19 protein-coding genes are annotated in these 20,638 nt (G+C 76.8%); 8 read left to right on the top strand and 11 right to left on the bottom strand.

From position 1 onward, the window contains the following. Nucleotides 1–79: 79 nt before the first annotated feature. The 6 genes from hemL to hemE all read right to left on the bottom strand — a co-directional run bounded on the left by hemL (nt 80) and on the right by hemE (nt 7,266). Nucleotides 80–1,414 carry a glutamate-1-semialdehyde 2,1-aminomutase gene (gene hemL, locus ACFUVW_RS10065; RefSeq protein ID WP_430571187.1) on the bottom strand — a complete coding sequence of 445 codons (1,335 nt, stop codon included), beginning with the start codon at nt 1,412–1,414 and terminating at the stop codon, nt 80–82. 14 nt (nt 1,415–1,428) lie between these two features. Continuing rightward, entirely contained in the window at nt 1,429–2,379 is a 951-nt protein-coding gene (hemB, locus tag ACFUVW_RS10060) for a porphobilinogen synthase (RefSeq protein WP_430571188.1), read from the bottom strand. A 56-nt stretch (nt 2,380–2,435) separates the two neighbouring features. Beyond that, nucleotides 2,436–3,269, bottom strand: a complete 834-nt coding sequence (locus tag ACFUVW_RS10055; protein ID WP_430571186.1) for a uroporphyrinogen-III synthase — start codon at nt 3,267–3,269, stop codon at nt 2,436–2,438. Then, nucleotides 3,266–4,342, bottom strand: a complete 1,077-nt coding sequence (gene hemC, locus ACFUVW_RS10050; RefSeq protein ID WP_430571185.1) for a hydroxymethylbilane synthase — start codon at nt 4,340–4,342, stop codon at nt 3,266–3,268. Before hemC ends, ACFUVW_RS10055 begins: the two co-directional genes overlap by 4 nt. A gap of 240 nt (nt 4,343–4,582) precedes the next feature. Then, nucleotides 4,583–6,109 carry a protoporphyrinogen/coproporphyrinogen oxidase gene (locus ACFUVW_RS10045; RefSeq protein ID WP_430571184.1) on the bottom strand — a complete coding sequence of 509 codons (1,527 nt, stop codon included), beginning with the start codon at nt 6,107–6,109 and terminating at the stop codon, nt 4,583–4,585. Further along, a complete protein-coding gene (hemE, locus tag ACFUVW_RS10040; RefSeq protein WP_430571183.1) occupies nt 6,106–7,266 on the bottom strand; it encodes a uroporphyrinogen decarboxylase in 1,161 nt (386 codons plus the stop codon). The genes ACFUVW_RS10045 and hemE overlap by 4 nt, the downstream gene beginning before the upstream one ends. A gap of 49 nt (nt 7,267–7,315) precedes the next feature. Between hemE and ACFUVW_RS10035 the strand changes: the two genes are divergently transcribed. From ACFUVW_RS10035 to ACFUVW_RS10025, 3 genes are all read left to right on the top strand, one after another. After that, nucleotides 7,316–8,746: a glutamyl-tRNA reductase gene (locus ACFUVW_RS10035; protein ID WP_430571182.1), complete on the top strand. Its 1,431-nt coding sequence runs from the start codon at nt 7,316–7,318 to the stop codon at nt 8,744–8,746. Nucleotides 8,747–8,931: 185 nt separating this feature from the next. Continuing rightward, nucleotides 8,932–9,306 carry an SHOCT domain-containing protein gene (locus tag ACFUVW_RS10030; RefSeq protein ID WP_430571181.1) on the top strand — a complete coding sequence of 125 codons (375 nt, stop codon included), beginning with the start codon at nt 8,932–8,934 and terminating at the stop codon, nt 9,304–9,306. Between the two features lie 108 nt (nt 9,307–9,414). Next, nucleotides 9,415–10,365, top strand: coding sequence for a Ppx/GppA phosphatase family protein (locus tag ACFUVW_RS10025; RefSeq protein WP_430571180.1), 951 nt, complete (start codon nt 9,415–9,417; stop codon nt 10,363–10,365). Nucleotides 10,366–10,369: 4 nt separating this feature from the next. Here the strand turns inward: ACFUVW_RS10025 and ACFUVW_RS10020 are convergent, their stop codons facing one another. From ACFUVW_RS10020 to ACFUVW_RS10005, 4 genes are all read right to left on the bottom strand, one after another. Further along, nucleotides 10,370–10,645, bottom strand: coding sequence for a DUF6510 family protein (locus ACFUVW_RS10020; protein WP_430571179.1), 276 nt, complete (start codon nt 10,643–10,645; stop codon nt 10,370–10,372). Continuing rightward, on the bottom strand, nt 10,645–11,355 hold the full coding sequence (locus ACFUVW_RS10015; RefSeq protein ID WP_430571178.1) for an FAD-binding oxidoreductase: 711 nt from the start codon (nt 11,353–11,355) through the stop codon (nt 10,645–10,647). The genes ACFUVW_RS10020 and ACFUVW_RS10015 overlap by 1 nt, the downstream gene beginning before the upstream one ends. Then, nucleotides 11,352–11,945 carry a molybdopterin-dependent oxidoreductase gene (locus ACFUVW_RS10010; RefSeq protein WP_430571177.1) on the bottom strand — a complete coding sequence of 198 codons (594 nt, stop codon included), beginning with the start codon at nt 11,943–11,945 and terminating at the stop codon, nt 11,352–11,354. Before ACFUVW_RS10010 ends, ACFUVW_RS10015 begins: the two co-directional genes overlap by 4 nt. 91 nt (nt 11,946–12,036) lie before the next feature. Continuing rightward, nucleotides 12,037–13,425 (bottom strand): CoA transferase, encoded by a 1,389-nt coding sequence (locus ACFUVW_RS10005; protein WP_430571176.1) that lies wholly within the window; start codon nt 13,423–13,425, stop codon nt 12,037–12,039. A gap of 269 nt (nt 13,426–13,694) precedes the next feature. Between ACFUVW_RS10005 and ACFUVW_RS10000 the strand changes: the two genes are divergently transcribed. The 5 genes from ACFUVW_RS10000 (at nt 13,695) to ACFUVW_RS09980 (ending at nt 19,315) form a co-directional block, all read left to right on the top strand. After that, entirely contained in the window at nt 13,695–14,528 is an 834-nt protein-coding gene (locus ACFUVW_RS10000) for a DUF5926 family protein (protein WP_430571175.1), read from the top strand. A 245-nt stretch (nt 14,529–14,773) separates the two neighbouring features. After that, the gene (locus ACFUVW_RS09995) at nt 14,774–15,694 is read left to right on the top strand and encodes a glycosyltransferase family 2 protein (RefSeq protein WP_430571174.1); all 921 of its coding nucleotides are present in this window, start codon (nt 14,774–14,776) and stop codon (nt 15,692–15,694) included. Between the two features lie 128 nt (nt 15,695–15,822). Further along, the gene (locus ACFUVW_RS09990; RefSeq protein ID WP_430571173.1) at nt 15,823–16,992 is read left to right on the top strand and encodes an ROK family protein; all 1,170 of its coding nucleotides are present in this window, start codon (nt 15,823–15,825) and stop codon (nt 16,990–16,992) included. Next, nucleotides 16,989–17,945 (top strand): ChbG/HpnK family deacetylase, encoded by a 957-nt coding sequence (locus ACFUVW_RS09985; protein WP_430571172.1) that lies wholly within the window; start codon nt 16,989–16,991, stop codon nt 17,943–17,945. Before ACFUVW_RS09990 ends, ACFUVW_RS09985 begins: the two co-directional genes overlap by 4 nt. Continuing rightward, nucleotides 17,942–19,315, top strand: coding sequence for an MFS transporter (locus ACFUVW_RS09980; protein ID WP_430571171.1), 1,374 nt, complete (start codon nt 17,942–17,944; stop codon nt 19,313–19,315). Before ACFUVW_RS09985 ends, ACFUVW_RS09980 begins: the two co-directional genes overlap by 4 nt. On the opposite strand, the gene ACFUVW_RS09975 is transcribed toward ACFUVW_RS09980, so the two are convergent. Next, nucleotides 19,261–20,541 (bottom strand): MFS transporter, encoded by a 1,281-nt coding sequence (locus ACFUVW_RS09975; RefSeq protein ID WP_430571170.1) that lies wholly within the window; start codon nt 20,539–20,541, stop codon nt 19,261–19,263. The two genes, ACFUVW_RS09980 and ACFUVW_RS09975, sit on opposite strands and share 55 nt — an antisense overlap. Between the last annotated feature and the right edge of the window lie 97 nt (nt 20,542–20,638).

The following is a 20,638-nucleotide window of genomic DNA, read 5'->3' as shown; positions in this document are numbered from 1 at the left end:
CTCCCGAAGTGGAGGGCGCCCTGGCGCCCGTGAACGCGACCGCGCGAAGGCTTTCGCACCCCGCGCGGCCGCAAGGATCTCAGGCTGTCGCCGCCGCAGCCGCCTTCGCGCCGGCGGGCAGGGCGTCGAGGATGCGGTTCACGGCGGCGTCGTCGTGCGCGGCGGAGACGAACCACGCCTCGAAGACGGACGGCGGCAGGTTGACGCCCGCGTCGAGCAGGGCGTGGAACAGCGCGCGGTAGCGGAACGCCTCCTGCGCCTGGGCCTGCGCGTAGTCGCGCACGCCCTCGGCGGCGGCGAACGGGCCGAAGAAGGTCGAGAACAGCGAGCCCGCGCGCTGCACGCGGTGCTCCACCCCCTCGGCGGACAGCGCGTCACCGAGCGCGGTGGCGAGCGTGTCCGCGACGGCGTCGACGCGCGCGTAGACGGCGTCGTCGGCCAGGCGCAGCGTGGTGAGGCCCGCGGCGACGGCCACCGGGTTCCCGGAGAGCGTGCCCGCCTGGTAGACCGGGCCGGTGGGGGCGAGCTGGTCCATGATCGAGGCCGGGCCGCCCAGGCCCGCCACCGGCATGCCGCCGCCCACGACCTTGCCGAACGTGAGCAGGTCGGGCACGTACCCCTCGGCGCCCTCGGCGCGCAGGCGCGCGTTCTCCAGGCCCCACCAGCCGGACGGGCCGACGCGGAAGCCGGTGAGCACCTCGTCCATGACGAACAGGGCGCCGTGCTCGCGCGTGATGCGGCGCAGGCCCTCGTTGAATCCCTCGGCCGGGGGCACGACGCCCATGTTGGCGGGGCTCGCCTCGGTGATGACGGCCGCGATGCGCGAGCCGTGCTGCGCGAACGCGGCCTCGACGGCGGCGAGGTCGTTGTACGGCAGCACGAGGGTCTCGGCGGCGGACGCCTCCGTGACCCCGGCGGTGCCGGGCATGGCGAGCGTCGCGACGCCCGACCCGGCCTCGGCCAGCAGCGCGTCGACGTGGCCGTGGTAGCAGCCGGCGAACTTCACGACGAGCGGCCGCCCGGTGACGCCGCGGGCCAGCCGGATCGCCGTCATCGTCGCCTCGGTGCCCGTGGACACGAGGCGCACGCGCTCCGCGACGGGCACGCGGCGGCGGATCTCCTCCGCGAGCTCCACCTCGGCCACGGTGGGCGCACCGAACGACAGGCCGCGCGCGGCGGCGTCCTGCACGGCCGCGACGACCTCGGGGTGCGCGTGGCCCAGCAGCGCCGGCCCCCACGAGCAGACGAGGTCGACGTACTCGCGCCCTGCGACGTCGGTGACGTAGGGGCCGCGCGCGCCGGCGAGGAACCGCGGGTCGCCGCCCACGGAGCCGTACGCCCGCACGGGGGAGTTCACGCCCCCGGGGATCGCGGCCTGCGCGCGCAGGAACGCGGCGTGGTTGTCGGTCGTCATGCTGGTCGGTACCGTCACTTGATCCACTCCGCGATCTCGTTGGCCCAGTAGGTGAGGACGACGTCGGCGCCGGCGCGCTTGATGGCGGTCACCGACTCGAGCACAGCGCCCTTCCGGTCGATCCAGCCGTGCGCGGCGGCCGCCTCGATCATCGCGTACTCGCCGCTGACCTGGTACGCCGCGACCGGTACGTCGGACCGGTCCGCGACGCCGCGCAGCACGTCGAGCGACGTGCCGGCCGGCTTCACCATGACCATGTCCGCGCCCTCGGCGAGGTCGAGGTCCGCCTCGCGCAGGCCCTCGCGGGCGTTGGCGGCGTCAATCTGGTAGGTGCGGCGGTCGCCCTGCAGGGCGCTGTCGACGGCCTCGCGGAACGGGCCGTAGAACGCGCTCGCGTACTTGGCGCTGTAGGCGAGGATGCCCACCTGGTCGAAGCCGGCGTCGTCGAGCGCGTCGCGGATCACGGCCACCTGGCCGTCCATCATCCCGGACGGCGCCACGACCTCCGCGCCCGCCCGCGCCTGCGCGACGGCCATCGCGGCGTACCGGTCGAGGGTGGCGTCGTTGTCCACGGTGCCGTCGGCGGCGAGGACGCCGCAGTGGCCGTGGTCGGTGAACTCGTCGAGGCACGTGTCGGCCATGACGACGGGGCCCGGGCGCCCGGTCTCGGGCTCCACCGCCGCGACGGCCTCGCGCGCGATCCGGATCCCGCGCTGCAGGATGCCGTCCGGGTCGTCGCCGGCGGTACCGGTCGCGTCGCGCTCGGCGGGGATGCCGAACAGCATCACCCCGCCCAGGCCGGCGCGGGCGGCGTCGGCGACGGCGTCGCGCAGCGTGGCCTCGGTGTGCTGCACCTGGCCGGGCATCGACGTGATGGGGGCGGGCTCGGCCAGGCCCTCCTTGACGAACAGCGGCAGCACGAGGTCCGCCGCGTGCAGGCGGGTCTCGGCGGCCAGCCGCCGCATCCGGGGGGTGGTGCGCAGGCGGCGCGGTCGGTACACGATGCCGGTGCCCGAGGTGCTCACGGGTGCTCCTTCGTGGAGGTGGTGGGGTCGGTCGCCGTCGGGTCGGCGGCGAGGGCGGTGGCGACCGCCGCGGCGAGCGCGTCGTCGGTCGGGTGGTCCGCGACGGCGGCGACGCGCAGCCCGGCCTCGCGGGCGGCGTCGGCCGAAGGGCCGCCGATGGCGACGACGGGCGTGCCGGTGCCCGCCTGGGCGGCGAGCTCCCGCGCCACCGAGCCGGACGAGACGACGACGACGTCGAAGCCGCCGGCGCGGGCGCGTGCCGCGACGTCCGCCGGCAGCTCGTGGCGCACGGTCCGGTACGCGGTGACGACGTGCGGCACCCAGCCGCGGTCGGCCAGGCCCTCGTCGAGCGTCGGGCGGGCGAGGTCCCCGAGCGGCAGCAGCACGGCCGGGGTCTCCGGGTCGGTGACGGCCGGGTCGGGGAACGCCGCGACCAGGCCGGCGGCGGTGGCGTCCTTGTCCGGCACGAGGTCGGTCGTGACGGCGGCCGCGGCGAGGGCCCGGGTCGTCGCGGGCCCGACGGCGGCCCATCGGACGGGCGCCCCGGCGAGGCTGGTGCCGGTCCGGGCGGCGGCGTCGGCGAGCGCGTCGACGGCGTTGACGCTGGTCACGACCGCCCAGACGAAGGCGCCGCGGGCCAGGCCGCGGACGGCGTCGTCGAGCGGGGCGAGGTCGTCCGCGGGGGCGCGCTCGATCACCGGGGCGACCACGACCTCCAGCCCCCGGTCGCGCAGCAGCGACGCGAGGCCCGCGCCGCGCTCCGGCGCGCGCGCGACGAGCACGGACCTCGCCGGGGTCGCGGCCGCGGGTGCGGCGTCCTCGGCGGTCACGCGCCCTCCGGGTCGTCGGTGCCCGTGGGCGTGTGCAGGGGCTCGACGTCGGAGCGCGGCGCGACGTCGTCGTCCTCGCCCGTCCGGGGCTCGCCCGTGCCGCCCACCAGCGGCGCGAGGCGGGCCGCGCCGTCGGCGAGCAGCGCCTCGGCCACGCGGACGCCCAGGGCGGTCGCGGCGTCGTCCTGCGCGACGGCGTCGTGCGGCGCGAGGACGGCGGACGCGCTGTGCGTGAGCTGCTCCGTGCCGTCGACCCGCGCGACGACGGCGGTGAGCTGCAGCTCGCCCGCCTCGACGCGGGAGTGCGCGCCGACCGGTGCCGCGCACCCGGCCTCGAGCCGCGCGAGCACCGCGCGCTCGGCCAGCACGGCGAGCCGCGTGGGCCGGTGGTCGAGGGCGGCGAACGCCTCCGCCAGGGGGCTGCCGGGGGCGAGGTCGGCGGTGCGCGCCTCGACGGCGAGCGCGCCCTGCCCGGGGGCGGGCGCCACGACGGCCGGGTCGAGCGCCTGCGTGACCACCTCGGTGCGGCCCAGCCGGGACAGGCCGGCGAGCGCCAGCACGACGGCGTCGAGGTCGGCGTCCGGGCCGAGCGCGCGGGCCAGGCGTGTCTCGACGTTGCCGCGGATGTCCACCAGCTCGACGTCGGGCCGCGCCGCCTGCACCTGCGCCGCCCGGCGGGGGGAGCCCGTGCCGACGCGCGCGCCGCGCGGCAGCGTGTCGAGCGTGAGGCCGTCGCGGCCGCACAGGGCGTCGCGCGGGTCCTCCCGCTCGGGCGTGACGATCGTGAGGTCGGCGGGCTGCGCCGTCGGCAGGTCCTTGAGCGAGTGCACCGCGACGTCGCACCGCCCGTCGAGGAGCGCCTCCCGCAGCGCGGTGACGAACACTCCCGTGCCGCCCAGCGAGGCGAGGGAGCCCGTCTTGACGTCGCCCTCCGTGCGGATGCGCACCAGCTCGACCGGCCGGCCCAGCAGCTCCTCCAGCCGGCGCGCGACCAGGCCGGACTGCGTCGTCGCGAGGGCGCTGCCGCGGGTGCCGAGGCGCAGCGGGGCGGGGGCGGTCTCGGGGGTGCTCACCCGTCCAGTGTCGCGCAGCGGCGCGGCCTGTGGACAACTCCGAGCGGGCTGGAGGCCGATCTCACACCGTTCCCCCCGACGTCGTGACGCCCGGTCATGACGATGCGTCACCACCGCCGCCCGCGAGCTGTCAGGGCCACGCGAAGGTTCCTGTGTACCTGGCCCTGACAACTCGCGCGCTCAGCGACCTGTCAGGGGCACGCGAAGGTATTGGTGCGCGTGGCCCTGACAACTCGCGGGTCAGAGGGCGGCGACGGCGGCCTGCGCGTGCGCGACGATCGCCGCGAGGCCCGTGCCGGCCACCCAGCCGCCCGTCACGGCCAGGCCTGGGGTGTGCCCGACGGCGGCGGTGAACGACCCGACCTGCGCGCGGTACGCGGGGGTCGGCGGGGGCAGGGAGCCGTCCCAGCGTTGCAGCAGGTGGTCGCGCACCCGGTCGGTGAGGTCGACGCCGAGCAGGGCGGACGCGTCGCGCGCGGCCTGCTCGGCCGACGGCGGCTCGGTCGCGGTGCCGATCCGGCCGTACGACAGCCGCACCACGTGCACCCCCGGCCCGGCGGCGGCGCGCACCCGGTCGGCCAGCCACGGCCACTTCGCCGTCGCGTGCGTCAGGGCCTTCGCGCGCACCCCGGCGGTGCCGGCGACACCCGAGCCTCCCGCGCCCTCGGCGTCCGGAGCGACGAGCAGCCCGGAGCCGCGGGGCGCGTCGTCGAGCTCGGGGGCGTCGAGCAGGAGCGTCGCGAGCCAGATGTCGGCGCCGGGCTCCGGCGTCGGCACGGGCACCGCGCCCGGCGCGGCCTGACCCGGCGCGGCGACCCACGGCGCCAGCAGCGGCGCGACGTGCGGCGTCGTCACGACCAGCCGCGGGGCGCGCACGGTGTCGCCGACGGTCGTGGTGACCTGCCAGTCCGCGCCGACCCGCTGCACGCCGTCGACCTGCTGCCCCACGCGCACGGCGGCGTGGATGGGTCCGGTCGCATCGGTGCGCGGGGAGTCGGCGAACTCCTCGGCGCTCGCGGCGATCTCGCCGGTGAGCGCCTCGACGATCGCGTGGATGCCACCGTCGACCCCCCGGACGGCGGACCCGGCGGGGGCGGCCGCGCGCAGCTCCCCGACGGCGCGGGACAGCGACGCCGTGCGGGCGAACGCGTCGAGCAGGCCGGGCGCGACGGCGGCGACGTCGAGGCGGTCGAGCGGCGCGGAGTGCACGCCCGTCGCGACGGGCGCCACGAGCCGGTCGGCCACGCGCCGCCCGAGCCGGGAGCGCACCAGCGAGCCGAGGTCGGTGGTGTCGGCGACGAAGCGCGGCAGGAGGCGGTCCCAGGCCGCTCGCGCGACGCCGGGCCAGCCGATCGCGCGCCGCACGTCGGCCGCCCACGGGACCGACGGGATCCCGAGCACGCCCGCCTTCGGCAGCGGGAAGGCGCGGCCCGCCGCGTACCCCCACGCGGACAGCGGGGCCGGGCTCACGACCTCCAGCCCGAGCTCCTCCGCCAGGTCCGTGACCGCGGTGCCGCGCGCCGCGAACGACTCGGCGCCGAGGTCGAGCCGCACGGGCAGGGAGCCGAACGCGCCGCCGCGCACGGGGCCGCCCACGCGGTCGGACGCCTCGAGCAGCACCACCTGCAGGCCGCGGTGCACGAGGGTGCGTGCCGCGACGAGCCCGCCGATCCCGCCGCCGACGACGACCGCGTCGACGTGCTCCGGCGGCCGGGCGGGCCGGCCGGAGGTCGCGTCGGGGGCGCCGAGCGGCGGGAGGGGCGTCACAGCGAGTGGACCAGCTCGACGACGCGCGTCAGCACGGTCGGGTCGGTGTCCGGGGGTACGCCGTGGCCGAGGTTCACCACGTGCCCGGGAGCGCCGGCGCCGCGCGCGACGACGTCGCGCACGTGCGCCTCGAGCACCGGCCACGGGGCGCCGAGCAGCGCGGGGTCGATGTTGCCCTGCACGGGCACGGCGCCGCGCGGGTGGTCGGCCAGCTGGGCGGCGGCCTCGTCGAGCGGGGTGCGGTAGTCGACACCGACGGCGGGGTGCGTGACCCCGGCGGCGTCCAGCACGTCGCGCAGCGCCGGCAGCAGGTGCCCGGTGCCGGTGCCGAAGTGGATGGCCGGGAGGCCGCCGCCCCCGTCGGCGCCCGGCGTGCGCAGGTCGGCGACGTGGGCCAGCGCGGCGGTGGACGACGGCGCGACGTGCGCCGTGTAGTCCGCCAGCGCCAGGGAGCCGGCCCAGGAGTCGAAGAGCTGCACGGCGGACGCGCCGGCCAGCACCTGCGTGCGCAGGAAGCGTCCGGTGAGCTCGGCGGTCCAGGCGGTGAGGCGGGCCCACGTCTCCGGGTCGGCGTGCATCAGGGTGCGCGCGGCGAGGTGGTCGCGCGACGGCCGCCCCTCGACCAGGTAGGCGGCGAGCGTGAACGGCGCCCCGCCGAACCCGAGCAGCGGCACGTCGCCCAGCTCGGCCACCGTGAGGCGCACGGCCTCCGCGATGGGCGCGAGCGCGCCGTCGTCGAGCGTGCGCGACGTGAGCCGGGCGACGTCCTCGGCCGTGCGGTACGGCTGGTCCATCACCGGCCCGACGCCGGGCTTGATGTCCACGTCCACGCCCGCGAGCCGCAGCGGCACGACGATGTCGCTGAAGAAGACGGCGGCGTCCACCCGGTGGCGGCGCACCGGCTGGAGGGTGATTTCCGCCGCGAGCGGTGGCCGGAGGCAGGAGTCGAGCATCCCTACCCCCTGACGGACCTCGCGGTACTCGGGCAGGGACCGGCCCGCCTGCCGCATGAACCACACGGGGGTCACGTCCGGACGGTCGCCCCGCAGGGCACGCACCAGCGGGGCGTGCGTCGTCCGGCCGTCGACCAGCGGGTGGTCGGCGGGCAGCTGGCTCGGCGCCGAAGGTGTCTCGGCCGGGATCGTGGGGGATGTCACGGTTCATGATTCTGCCCCGCCTCTTCGGCCCTCTTAAAGTGGAGCCACTGTGGTACTCCTCTCCCTCACCGCCTCGCACCGCGAGCTCGACCTGGACGCCCTCGAGCGGCTGTCCACCGGGTCCGGCTCCGTCGGGCGCGTCGCCGTGGGCTCCTGCGGGCCCGTGCAGGGGGCCGTGGTGATCTCCACGTGCAACCGTTTCGAGCTCTACCTGGACGTCGACGCGCCGGTGCACGGCGACGCCGTCCGGCACACGACGCGGCACGTCGCGGCGCTGGTCGCGGCCGGCTCCGGGGTGACCGAGGAGGTCGCGGCCGACTCGTTCACGGTCCGCACCGGCCCGGAGGTCACCTCGCACCTGTTCACCGTGGCCGCGGGCCTGGACTCGATGGTCGTGGGGGAGCGGGAGATCGCCGGGCAGGTGAAGCGCGCCCTCGCCGAGGCCCGCGCGGACGGCACCACGTCCAAGACCCTCGAGCTGCTGTTCCAGACGGCGTCGCGCACCTCCAAGCGCGTCGGCACGCGGACGGAGCTCGGCGCCGCCGGGCGCTCCGTCGTGGCGCTCGGGCTGGACCTCGCCGGGCGGGACGTCGCGGGCCGGGACGTGCCCCAGGGGCGCGCCGACCACGACGGGTCGTGGCGGGGCGTGCGCACGGTGCTCATCGGCACCGGCTCGTACGCGGGGGCGTCGGTGGCGGCCCTGCGCGCCCGCGGCTGCGACGACGTGCGGGTGTACTCCCGCTCCGGCCGCGCCGAGCTCTTCGCGGAGAGCCACGACGTCGAGGCCGCGCCGGACCTGGTGGAGGCGCTCGCCGACGCCGACCTCGTCGTCTCGTGCTCGGGCGCCCGCGGCCGCCGTCCCGACGGCACCGCCGGCACCGTCGGGGACGGGCAGGCCGAGGCGTCGCTGGAGTACGTGCTCGACGCCGCCGCGGTGGTGCGCTCGCGCGAGCGGGCCGCGGCCGCCGCGGGCGAGGAGCCGGAGCCGCGCCCCCTGGTGGTGCTCGACCTGGCGCTGCACCGCGACGTCGACCCGCGCGTCGCGGACGTCGAGGGCGTGCTGCTGTACGACCTCGGCACGCTCAAGGCGCACGCCCCGGCCACCGCCGCGGACGTCGTCGACCGGGCCCGGCGGATCGTGGACGATGCCGCCGCGGACTTCGAGGAGACCCGTCTGGGCCGCGCCGCGGACGCCGCCGTCGTCGCCCTGTTCGACGCCGCGGAGGAGCAGGTCCGCCGTGAGGTCGACGCCGCGGTCGACCGCCTCACGACCGAGCTCGCGGCCCGCGGCGAGACGCCCGACGAGGCCGACGTCGACGCCATCGCGCGCGACGTCCGCAAGCGGGTGCACGCCGCCCTGCACGGCGAGATCGTGGCCGTCCGCGCGGACGCGCTGGCCCGGGCACGGGCCGAGGAGGCCGCCGTCGTGGCGGGGGCCGAGGAGCTCGTCGAGGACGCCGAGCGCGCCGTCCGGCGCTGACCTGTCGGATTCCCGCGCGGGCTGTCGCAAACCTCCCGCAGAGCCCGGTTCGCCGGGTCGCGGCCCAGATCACCCCGTTTCGGCGCGCGCGTCCGGCATGTCGCCACTAGCGTTCCGAGCGCGGGCAACGGGTCCGCCACCGGTCGACCTGTCGATGGTTGGGACCGCTCGAAAGGACACGCGCGATGGACACCTTCTGGGACTTCTTCTGGTACCTCGTCTGGATCTTCCTGTTCGTGGCCTACCTGATCGTGCTCTTCCAGATCCTCACGGACCTCTTCCGCGACCGTGAGCTGTCGGGCTGGTGGAAGGCCGTGTGGGTCGTCTTCCTGATCTTCGTCCCGATGCTCACCGCGCTGGTCTACCTCATCGCCCGCGGGCGGGGGATGTCGGAGCGCCAGCTCGCGGCGGTGAAGGAGGCCAAGGCCGGCACCGACGCGTACATCCGGGAGGTCGCGGGGAGCCCCGCGGACCACATCGCCTCGGCGAAGAAGCTGCTCGACGAGGGCACCATCACCCCCGAGGAGTACGAGCGCCTCAAGGCGAAGGCCCTCTCCTGATCCTTCACGGCTGACCGGCTCACGACGCCCGGCCCCGCCCCGCGGGACCGGGCGTCGTCGCGCCCGGGGAGGTCACGCCGTCCGACGGCGCCGCTACGCTCGGCTGCCATGACCAGCGCAGCCTCGGCCCCGGCGCGTCGCCTCGGCGTGATCGACATCGGCTCCAACACGGTGCACCTGCTCGTGCTGGACGCCCGCTACGGGGTGCGGCCCGTGCCGCACGCGGAGCGCAAGATCACCGTGCGGCTCATGCGCTACCTCGACGCCGACGGCGCGCTGTCCGACGAGGGGCGGCGGGCGATGCTCGCGGCCGTCGACGACGTCATGGGGCTCGCGCGCGCGTCCGCCGTGGACGAGCTGCTGCCGATGGCGACCTCCGCGCTGCGCGACGCCACCAACGGCGCGACGGTGCTCGCCGAGATCTCCGGGCGCGTGGGCCGTGAGGTGCAGGTGCTGTCGGGCGAGGACGAGGCCCGGATCACCTTCCTCGCGGCCCGCCGCTGGCACGGGTGGGCGGCCGGGCGGCTGCTGGTCCTCGACGTCGGCGGCGGCTCGCTGGAGATCGCGTCGGGCGTCGACGAGGAGCCGGACCTCGCCGCGTCCGTGCCGCTCGGCGCCGGCCGCACGACGCGCGAGTACCTGCCCGACGACCCGCCCCCGCCCGACCAGGTCCAGGCCCTGCGCGTGCACGCCCGCGCGCTGCTCGCGCCGGTCGTCGACCGGCTGGCCGCGGTGCCGGCGCCCGACCACGTGGTCGCGACGTCGAAGACCTTCCGCTCCCTCGCGCGGCTGGCGGGCATGCAGGTGGAGGCCGTCGGCCCGGACGACCGGTGGCGGCTGCGCCTGCCCCAGCTCGCGGACTGGGTGCCGCGCCTGGCCCGCCTCACCGCGCAGGGCCGCACCGCGCTGCCGGGCGTGACGCCGGAGCGCACGTACCAGATCGTCGGCGGCGCGGTCGTGGCGGAGGAGACCATGCGCGCCCTCGGCGTCGACGAGGTCGAGATCTGCCCGTGGGCGCTGCGCGAGGGCGCCGTGCTGCAGTGGCTCGACCACCTGTGAGGGGTCAGTGGGGCGGGGCCTGCACCCACGCCGCGCCGGACGCGGACACGCGGACGCCGTCGGGGCGTTCGACGACGACGAGCAGCACGGCAGTGCAGGTCGCGCACCGCATGACGCCGCCCATGGCGGACAGGTGCACGGTGGTGCGGGCGAGGGCGTCGGTGTGCCCGCAGGACGCGCAGCGCACGACGGCGCGGGTGGTCTCGAAGGCGTAGACCTCGCTGAGCGCGCCGGCCAGGGCGGAGCCGTCGAGGGTGGCAGGGACGGCGGGGGACGACATCAGGCACCTCCGAAGCGCTCGGTGCGGACGCGGTCGGGCGGGTGCCCGAGGGCGGTGAGCAGGCCCGCCGCCGCCTCCACGAAGCCGGTGGGGCCGCAGACGAACACGGCGGTGCCGTCGTCGGGCCCGAAGCCGGGGGCGACGAGGTCGTCGGTCGTGATCCGGCGCGGCGGGGCCGGCCAGCCGGGCGGGGCCTCGCGGGTGAAGACCCAGCGCACGTCGAGCCCGCGGTCGGGGGTGTCGATCTCCCCGCGCTCGATCGCGTCGGCGGGCGTGCGCACGGAGCACACGAGCCGGAACGGCGCCCGGCGCCCCGCGCTGCGGCGGGCGCGCAGCATCGCGAGGAACGGCACGACGCCGGAGCCGCCGCCCACGAGCAGCACCGGAGAGGTGTCGGCGTCGTCCCAGACGAAGTACCCGCCGAGCGGGCCGCGCACCTCGAGCTGGTCGCCGGGCCGGGCGTCGTGCACCAGGTAGGGCGACACCTCGCCATCCGGCACCTCGTCCACGACGAGGTCGACGCGCTCGTCGTGCCCGGTCTCGGCGAGCGAGTAGGCGCGGGTGGCCTGGTAGCCGTCGGGCGCGGTGAGCCGCAGGTCGACGTGCTGGCCGGGCAGCGCGCCGACGAACCCGGGCACCGACAGGGTCAGCGCGCGGGCCGTGCGCGTCAGGGGCCGCGCGCCGACGACGGTCGCGACGTGCCAGCTCACGCGTACCGCTGCTCGAGCCAGGGGTCGCCGTAGGCGTGGTACCCGTTCTGCTCCCAGAAGCCCAGGTCGTCGTCGTCCATGAGGTCCAGACCCCGCAACCACTTGGCGCTCTTCCAGAAGTACAGGTGCGGCACCAGCAGCCGCGCCGGGCCGCCGTGCACCGGCTCCAGCGGCTCGCCCTCGAACTCGAACGCCACCCACGCCTGCCCGTCGAGCAGGTCCTGCAGCGGCAGGTTCGTCGTGTACCCGCCGTAGGAGCGCGCCATGACGAACTCCGCGCTCGTCTCGACGTCGGCCAGCAGCGTGTCCAGGGAGACGCCGCGCCACGTCGTGCCGAGCTTGGTCCAGTGCGTGACGCAGTGGATGTCGGTGACGACGTCCTCCGCCGGCAGCGCCAGGAGCTGCTCCCACGTCCAGGAGGTGCCCTCGCCCGTCTCGGTGCGCACGGTGAGCTCCCAGCGGGACTCGTCCACGTTCGGGGTCGGCCCCGCCGACAGCACGGGGAAGTCGTCCGTGACGAACTGTCCCGGCGGGATCTCGTGCTCCGGCTCGGGGCGCCCGCCCCCGAACCCCCGCGTCACGACCGCCATCGTCGACCCCTCTCACCGCCCGGGCGGTGCGCGCCGGGTCAGGTCCGATGAGACCAGAACCCCGGCCCCCTCGCACGCCCCGGTCCCGGGATCACCCCCGCGCCGGCGCCTGCCACGCGGCGTGGTCGCCGCCCCACGGGTGTGCGGGCACCGGGTGGTCGTCGTGGCCGGGCAGCGCGGGGCGGGCGGTCGTGACGCGCGGGCGGTGGCCGTGGCTCACGACCGACTCCGGACCGGGCGCGGCGGCCGGAGCGTGCCCGGGGTCGCGGCCGTCGGCGTCGAGCAGCCAGGCCGCGGTGCGGGCCAGCGCGGCCGAGACGTCGCGCCCGCGCCCGTCCTCGCGGCGGGCGGCGAGCGCGTCGACGACGCCGGCGGCGAGCAGGTAGCCCGTCGCGTGGTCCAGCGCCTGGGCGGGCAGCGCACCGGGCGTGGCGCCGTCGGGCGACTCGACCAGGGCGATCCCCGACGCCGCCTGCACGATCGAGTCGAAGCCGCGGCGGCGCGCCCACGGGCCGTCGCCGCCCCAGGCGGACACGCGCGCGACGACGGCGCCGGGCGGCGGGCGCAGCCCGAACCGGTCGAGCGCGCCGGGGCGGTAGCCGGTGACCAGCACGTCGGCGTCGTCCAGCAGCGCCTGCGCGCGCCCGCGGTCGCCCGCGTCGCGCAGGTCGAGCAGGGTGCTGCGCTTGCCCTGCCCGACGTCGAGGTGCTGGTGCCGGATCTCGGCGGGCACGGGCGGGTCGACGCGCAGCACGTCAGCGCCGAGCGCGGCCAGGGCCCGGGTGGCGACGGGGCCGGCGATGACGCGGGTGAGGTCGAGCACGCGCACCCCCGCGAGGGGCGCGGCACCGCCCGCGAGCGGGGCCCGTCGCACGACGGCGTCCGCACGTGACCCGGTCCGTACCAGGGGCCCGCGCCACGCGGCCCGGCCGGGCGCGGACGCCCGCCACTCGGCCTCGCTGCGCACGCGGACGACGATCGCGCCCGCCGCCGCGGCGGCGTCCTCCAGCTCCGCGCCCGACGCGTCCGCGAGCCGGGCGGCGAGGTCGTCGCGGTCGGCGCCGTCGGGCAGGCCGAGCAGGTGCAGCAGCCGGGCCCGGTGGTGCGGGTAGTTGGCATGCGTGCGCACCCAGCCGTCGCCGGTGCGGAAGAAGCCGGACAGCGGCGCGAAACCCGGCACCGGGCGGCCGTCGAGCCGCAGCAGCCGGTCCGAGCCGAACGACGCGGCGACCCGGGCGGGCGCCGGCCCCCGTTCCACCAGGGGGCCCGTCGCGCCGGCGCGCGCCGCGGCCGAGGCGAGGGCCGCGACCGACCCCAGCGCCAGGTCCAGCGCCGGCAGCGTGGCGGCGAGCCAGGCGTCCCGCGCGCCGTCGAGCGGCGGCCCGTCGTCCGGCGCGGCCCCGTCCGTCCGGGGGTCGGGCCGGCCGCCGTCGCCGAGGCCCGACCGGTAGTCCGCCACGAGGCGGCGCCACGGCTCCATCCCGTCACCGTACCCACGCCGCGAGGTAGTCCGGAGTGCGCCGAGGTAGTTCCAGAGCCCGCGAGGTAGTTCGAGTCGTGCCGAGGTAGTTCGAGTTCCCGCGAGGTAGTCCTGGAGAGCTCGAGATCGCGGGGCCTCGGCACGACTCGAACTACCTCGGCACGACTCGGACTACCTCGGCACGACTCGGACTACCTCGGCACGGGCTGGACTACTTCGGCACTTGGCGGGCGGGAGTGACGAGGTGGGCTCCGGCTAGGATCGCGGGCATGGCCAAGAGCACCGCGACCGCCCCTGTCCTGCGTCCGTTCGAGGGTCTTCCCGGGGAGGCGGACTGGGTCGCGCTGCGCGAGGTGGTGCCGTCCGCCACGGCGACGGCGCGGACGACGGCCGACCACGGGGGGCGCGACGTCACCGTCACGACCGTCCTGCCCGGCGGCTGGTGCGCGCTGCACCGCGAGGACGGCACGGTGCTGCTCGCGCTGCAGGGCCTGGGCGCGTCCGACGACCTCAGCCGCGACCTGGCCGCCGCGCTCCTCGCGGCGCTCGCGGCGGAGCCCGGCTCGGGCGTGCTGCCGGAGGACCTGCCGGCCGCGGCGGACGACGACCCGCGCCTGCAGGACTTGCTCGACCTCGACGTCCCGTTCGAGGTGACCGTGCACGACGGGTACGACTACTGGATCGACGCCGGCACGCAGATGACGGACGAGATCCGCGCGTCCCTCGACGAGGCGGCGGAGTCGTCCATCCCCACCGTGAAGCTGGCGTCGGTCCCCGCGGCGTACTGGTGCCGGATGTCGCGCGAGTTCCTGCGGTGGGCGCGCACCGAGGACGAGGACGCCGTCGTCGACGCGATCGCGCGGCTGCACGCGCGCCGCGAGTCCGGCCTCGCGGGCGGCAAGTTCCTCGGGATGTTCCGCGCCTGCGGGCTCGTCGTGCCGGTCTGGGAGCTGCCGCGCGGCACCGAGGCGGCGGAGCTGGAGGAGCCGGTGGCGGAGCTCGCGGGCCGCCTCGAGGCGGCGCTCGCGGTCACCGAGCCGCTGGACGCGAACGAGCGACGGGCCCGGGCCGGTATCGTCTCCCGACAGGTGACGCTGCGCTGACGCGGCGCCGCCCGGCGGCCCGGCCGCCGGCGGCATCCCCGCGACGTCGCGGGCTCCGCACGATCTTCACGGACCGTCCCGGTCGACACCGTTTCTTGACCCGGGGTCGGGCGTTCCGGGGGAGTACAGTTTCTCAGGAAAAGATTGCTCTTCTGATCCCCGGTGATTCCCCCAAGGGGACACCGCACAGCACGCCGGCGGACCGCCGGCCGACACGGGCGAGAGAACCCAACAGGCAGGGAGTCGTGAACACGGACCACGGGGCGACCCGCACGGGCGCTGAGGTGTCCACCAGCCAGGACGAGGCCGGCGAGCGGAACTCCGTCGCCGGCGGCGACGGCAGCGTCGCGACGACGCGCGTGGGGGCGCTGCCGGTCGCCAAGACCCCCCGACCGCCGGCCGCGCAGGGGCGGGGCAACCCGCAGCGCGTCGCGGTGATCATCCCCGCGAAGGACGAGGCGGCGCGCATCGCGGCGACCGTGCGCTCGGCCCGCGCGATCCCGCACGTCGACCTCGTGCTCGTGGTCGACGACGGCTCGACCGACGACACGCAGCACGTGGCGCGCGACGCCGGTGCCGTCGTCGTGCGGCACTCGCACAACCGCGGCAAGGCGGCCGCGATGGAGACCGGCGCGGCGGTCGTCGCGATGCGCGACGCCGACGGCCGCGCCCCGCGGCTGCTGCTGTTCGTCGACGGGGACCTCGGCGACACCGCCGTCAACACGGCCCCCCTCGTCGCCCCGGTGCGCGAGGGCGTGGCCGACCTCGCCATCGCGCTGCTGCCGAAGCAGACCGGCGCGGGCGGCCGCGGCATCGTCGTCGGCACGGCACGGCGCGCGATCCAGCACCTCACCGGGTGGAGCCCGAGCCAGCCGCTGTCCGGCATGCGCTGCCTCACCCGCGAGGCGTTCGAGGCGGCGACGCCGCTGGCGCACGGCTGGGGCGTCGAGACGGGCATGACGATCGACCTGCTGCGGCAGGGGTACGTGGCCGTCGAGGTGCCGTGCGACCTCAAGCACCGCGCGTCGTCGAACGACCTCAAGGGGCAGCTGCACCGCGCCGGGCAGTACCGGGACGTCGTGCTCGCGGTCAACGCGCGCCGCGTGCGCGGGGCGGTGGACGCGGTGCGCGGCATCGGGCGGTCGCACGAGAGCGCGCAGTCCTGACCGGGGCGCTCGGCCGCCGATCTGGCGGCTGAGCAGCACCGACACCTCGCGTCGACAACCTCGCCGGGGCGTGGCTAGGCTCGCAGCGCCGGGACGATCGCGTCCCGCCCCGCTGCGACGGAGGCCAGATGCCCACCACCCCTGACACCGGAACTCCCGGCCCGCTGCGCGGGTCCGACGTGCTGGAGGTGCTCGACTCGCTGGTGGCCGACGGCCCGGGCGACGACGCCTCCGCGGCCGAGGCGACCGGCCTGCCGCGCGCGACCGTCGCCGACGCGCTCGCGGCGCTCCGGGCGAGCGGCGCGGCCGCGGACGACGGCGCCGAGGGCGCGTTCCGGGTGGACCCGGACGCCGCCTTCGGGCTCGGCGTGGACGTCGCCCGCGACCGGGTGCGCGTCGCCCTGGTGGACGCGACGGGCGCCGTCCGGGCGCGTGCGGAGCGGCGGGACGTGCAGCGCACCCCCGTGGCGCGGGCGCGGGCGGCGGCCGTGCTGGCGAACTCCTGCCGCGAGGACGTCGAGGCCCGGCTCGCGCCGGGCCGGCGGGTCGAGCCGACCCGCGCCGTCGTCGCGTTCCCCGCCGTCGTCGGCGCCGACCGCACCACGGTGCTGCACGTGCCCGGGTTCGAGAAGGGCGGGACGGCGCTGCACGACGCCCTGGTCGACGCCCTCGGCTGCCCGGTGACGCTGGACAACGACGTGAACCTGGCGGCGGTGGCGGAGCAGCACCGTGGGGCGGGGCGCGGGCGCTCGTCGTTCGTGACGGTCTCGTTCGGCGAGGGCTTCGGGGCCGGCATCGTGCTCGACGGCCGGGTGCACCGGGGCGCCGCCGGCATCGCCGGCGAGGTGGCCTTCCTGCCGCAGCCGGGGCACGCGCTGGGGGAGCAGGTGCTGGGCGACGCCGCGATCGCGGCCCTGGCGAAGGACCACGACCTGCCGGAGGACATCACCGTCCGCGAGCTGCTCGACCGTGCGGAGCACGGTGACGGCGTCGCCGACGACGTCGTCGCGGAGCTGGCGCGCCGGGTCGCGGTCATCGTCGCGTCGCTGGCGATCGTGCTCGACCCGGAGGCCTTCGTCCTCGCCGACGAGGCCGCGCGCCCGGCGATCCACGACCGGGTCGCCACGTACCTCCGCGACCGCATCGGCGTCCTGCCCGTGCACGTGGACGCGTCGCCGCTCGGCGCGGACGGCGCCGTGCTGGGGGCCGCGTGGGCCGCCGGCGCCGCGCTGCGCGCCCGGATCGCGGACGAGGCGGCGGACGACGCGGCGGCGGCTGTGGACGGGGCGGCCCGGTGAGCGCGTCGGACGCGCCGCCGTCCGACCTCACCGCACGCCTGGGGCTCGCCCCCGACGCCCGCGCGATCATCCTCAACGCGGACGACCTGGGCATGTGCCGGGCGGCCAACCGCGCGATCCTGCCGCTGCTCGCGGAGGGGTTCCTGGACTCGTCGACGGTGATGGTGCCGTGCCCGTGGGCGCCGGACGCCCTCGCGACGGCGGCCGTGGACCCCGGGCTGGACGTCGGCGTGCACCTGGTCCTCACCAGCGAGTGGACGCGCTACCGGTGGCGCCCGCTCACGGGCACGGGCACGTCGCTGGTGGACGACGCGGGCTACTTCCCGACGGCGGTCGACGTCGTCGAGCGGCAGGCCCGCGACGAGGACGTCGCGGCCGAGCTCGCGGCCCAGCTCGACGCGGCCCTCGCCGCCGGCGTCGACGTCACCCACCTGGACAACCACATGGGCTCGGTCTACGGGCTGGCGACCGGGCGCTCGTTCCTGCCGCAGGCCCTGGGGCTCGCGGCGACGCGCGGCCTGCCGTTCCGGCTGCCGCGCTCGCTCGACGGGCTCGGGGCGATGGGCGCCGACCCCGACGCGCCGGGCTCCCAGGCGATCCTCGACGCCGCGACCGCCGCCGCCGACCAGGCGGGCGTCGTGATCCTCGACCGGCTGTGGACGCACCCGTTCGAGCTGGCGGGGGAGGGCACCCCGGACGCCGAGGGGTACGACGCGGTGAAGGCGGGCTTCCTCGACCTGCTCCGCGGCGTGCACCCGGGGGTCACGGAGATCTTCCTGCACCCGATGCTGCATGACGACGAGCTGCGCGACGCCGTGGACTACGCGGCGCCCAAGCGCGGCTACGAGGAGCGGCTGCTGCGCGACCCGGACGTGGCCGCAGTGATCGCGGGCGAGGGCCTGGTCCGCGTCGGCTGGCGCGACCTGCGCGCGGTGCAGCGGGGCGAGCGATGAGCGACCCGGGGGCCGGGACGGGCGTGCTCGCCCGGCTGCGCGACCGGCGGCTCGAGGGGGCGCCGACCCGGGCGCAGGCCGTCGCCTACGGGGCGTCGGCGTTCCCGGCGAACCTCATGCTGCAGACGTTCTCCGCGTTCGTCGTCTTCTTCTACGTCGACCACCTGGGCGTGCCCGCCGGGTGGGTCGCGGGCGCGATGGTGGCGCACGGCGTCCTCAACGCCGTCCTCAACCCGGTGGTCGGCGCGGCCTCCGACCGACGCCGCACGCGCTGGGGCCGGCGGGTGCCGTGGATCGTCCTGGGCGTCGTGCCCCTCGTGGTGTCCTTCGCGCTCGTGTGGGCGCCGCCGCCCCTGCCGCCGGCGGGGCTGGTGGTGTGGTTCCTGCTCGTCGTGGCGGTGTTCGACGTCGCGTACGTGGCGGTCGTGCTCAACGTGTCCGCGCTGTTCCCGGAGATCTTCCGCACGACGGCGGAGCGGGCGCGCGGCAACAGCCCGCGGCAGCTCTTCGCGCTGGTCGGGATGATCCTCGGCACGGCGGGGGCGCCGCTGCTGTACGACACAATCGGCTGGGCCGGGATGGGCGTCGCGCTCGCCGTGGTGTGCGCCGGGTTCTTCGCCTGGTCGCTGCTGGGGATGGTGGAGCGCGACGCCGACGCGGCGGTGCGGGCCCGCGAGTCCGCCGTCGGGCTGCGCGACCAGCTGCGGTACACCTTCGCCAACCGCGCGTTCGTCACGTACGTGCTCGGGTCGCTGCTGCTGCAGAGCACCACGGCGGTGCTGCCGGCCGGCGTCCCCTTCTACGTGAAGTACACCGTGGGCGGCACGGACGCGGACGCGACGCTGCTCCTCGCGCCGATCTTCGTCGCGGCGATCCCCGCGATCTGGGGCTGGTCGTGGGTGGTGCGCCGGCTCGGGCCGCGCACCACGATGCTCGCCGTCGTCGCGGTCTACGGCCTCGCGACGTGCCTGTACCTGCTGCCCACGACCGTGCTCGGCGCCGCGGCGGCCGGGCTCGCCGTCGGCCTCGGCGTCGCCGGCCTCATGCAGGTGCTGGAGGTGGCCCTCGGCCAGGTGATCGACGACGACCAGCGCCGGACCGGCCTGCGCCGCGAGGGCATGTACTTCGGCGCCAACGGCTTCGTGGTGCGGGGGTCCGTGGTGGTGCAGGCGGTGGTCGTGGCCGGCGTGCTGGCCGCGAGCGGGTACGTCGAGGGCGCGGCCACGCAGGTGCCGCAGGTGGCCACCGGCATCCGCCTGCTCATCGGCGGCGTGCCGGTGGTGCTCGCGCTCCTCGCCTTCGTCTGCTTCTGGCTCTATCCGCTGCGCTCGGCGGTGCCGACCGCCCCCGCGCCTGCCGTCACGCCCTGAGCTGGTCCGGCGGCCCGCCGGGCGACGAGCCGGTTGAGGCGCTCGGACATGAGCAGGCCGAGGGCCACGAGCACGGCGAGGAACAGCGGGAAGACCCAGGCCCCGGCCCAGGTCGACAGCGCGCCGAAGGCGGGCGGCGCGAGGGTCGACCCGGTGTAGGCCGCGGCCATCTGGATGCCGATGACGGCCTGCGAGCTGCGGGCGCCGAAGTTGGCCGGGGTGGAGTGGATGATCGCGGGGTAGATCGGCGCGCAGCCGAGGCCCGCGACCACGAGCCCGGCCAGCGCGGGCACGGGCGTGCCGACGGGCAGGCCGATCAGCAGGACACCGAGGCCGACCACCGCGAAGCCGCCGCGGATCAGCAGCTTGTCGCCGACCCGGTCGGCGAAGAACCCGGCGAGGAACCGCCCGGCGGTGATGCCGAGCAGGAAGAGGGACGCGAACGCGGCCGCGGTCGCGGCGTCGACCCCGCGGTCGCTGACCAGGTACGTCGACGCCCACAGGATCGCGGTGCTCTCGAGCGCGCAGTAGGCGAAGAAGGCGGCCAGGATCAGGAGGACCCCGGGGATCCGGAGCGCGGTGGCGAGCGGGACGTGACCGCTGCGCCCCACCGGTTCGGTGTGCTCGGAGGTGGGCTCGGTGGTGGGCTCGGCGGTGTGCTCGGTCGCCGGGGCCGGTCGCACGTTCTTCCACAGCGGGATGCTGGCGATCAGCACGACCGTGAGCACGGCCTGCGCGACGCCGACGATGCGGTAGGCGCTGGACCAGCCCAGCCCCGAGGTGAGGGCGTAGCTCATGATGAACGGGCTGATCGAGGCGCCCAGGCCCCAGAAGCTGTGCAGCCAGTTCATGTGCCGCGCCGCGTAGTGCAGGGCCACGAAGTTGTTGAGCGCCGCGTCCACCGCGCCCGCCCCGAGGCCGTAGGGCACGGCCCAGAGGCAGAGCAGCCAGAACGAGCCGGAGACGGAGAAGCCCACGAGCGCGGCGGCGGTCAGCCCGACGCTGACGGCGGTGACGACTCCGGCGCCGAACCTCCGCGTCACCCGCTCGGACGCGAGGCTGGAGAGGATCGTGCCGCCGGCGATGATCATCGTGATGATGCCGGCGAAGGCGACGGGCACGCCGAGGTCGGCGTGCATGACGGGCCAGCCCGCCCCGACGAGGGAGTCGGGGAGCCCGAGGCTGACGAAGGCGACGTAGATGAGCGCGAGGAGGAGCGAGTACACGGCGGGGCGGGTCGCCTTTCACAGGTGGCTGGCGGGGGACGCGGCGGGGTCCATCGTCGCAGGCGCCCCGGGGGTGCGGGTCGAGCCTGCCGCACCC

Source organism: Isoptericola sp. NPDC057391 (genome assembly GCF_042668085.1).
Taxonomy (GTDB): Bacteria; Actinomycetota; Actinomycetes; order Actinomycetales; family Cellulomonadaceae; genus Isoptericola.
The sequence above is the reverse complement of the archived record's forward strand: the minus strand, read 5'-3'. Positions and strand labels throughout refer to the sequence as shown.

Excerpts from the sequence above, each read along its gene's own strand:
- hemL (WP_430571187.1), bottom strand. The coding sequence starts at position 1,414 with ATGACGACCGACAACCACGCCGCGTTCCTGCGCGCGCAGGCCGCGATC.
- ACFUVW_RS10030 (WP_430571181.1), top strand. The coding sequence starts at position 8,932 with ATGGACACCTTCTGGGACTTCTTCTGGTACCTCGTCTGGATCTTCCTG.
- ACFUVW_RS10020 (WP_430571179.1), bottom strand. The coding sequence starts at position 10,645 with ATGTCGTCCCCCGCCGTCCCTGCCACCCTCGACGGCTCCGCCCTGGCC.
- ACFUVW_RS10000 (WP_430571175.1), top strand. The coding sequence starts at position 13,695 with ATGGCCAAGAGCACCGCGACCGCCCCTGTCCTGCGTCCGTTCGAGGGT.
- ACFUVW_RS09980 (WP_430571171.1), top strand. The coding sequence starts at position 17,942 with ATGAGCGACCCGGGGGCCGGGACGGGCGTGCTCGCCCGGCTGCGCGAC.
- ACFUVW_RS10010 (WP_430571177.1), bottom strand. The coding sequence starts at position 11,945 with ATGGCGGTCGTGACGCGGGGGTTCGGGGGCGGGCGCCCCGAGCCGGAG.
- ACFUVW_RS09990 (WP_430571173.1), top strand. The coding sequence starts at position 15,823 with ATGCCCACCACCCCTGACACCGGAACTCCCGGCCCGCTGCGCGGGTCC.
- hemB (WP_430571188.1), bottom strand. The coding sequence starts at position 2,379 with ATGCGGCGGCTGGCCGCCGAGACCCGCCTGCACGCGGCGGACCTCGTG.
- ACFUVW_RS10025 (WP_430571180.1), top strand. The coding sequence starts at position 9,415 with ATGACCAGCGCAGCCTCGGCCCCGGCGCGTCGCCTCGGCGTGATCGAC.
- ACFUVW_RS10005 (WP_430571176.1), bottom strand. The coding sequence starts at position 13,425 with ATGGAGCCGTGGCGCCGCCTCGTGGCGGACTACCGGTCGGGCCTCGGC.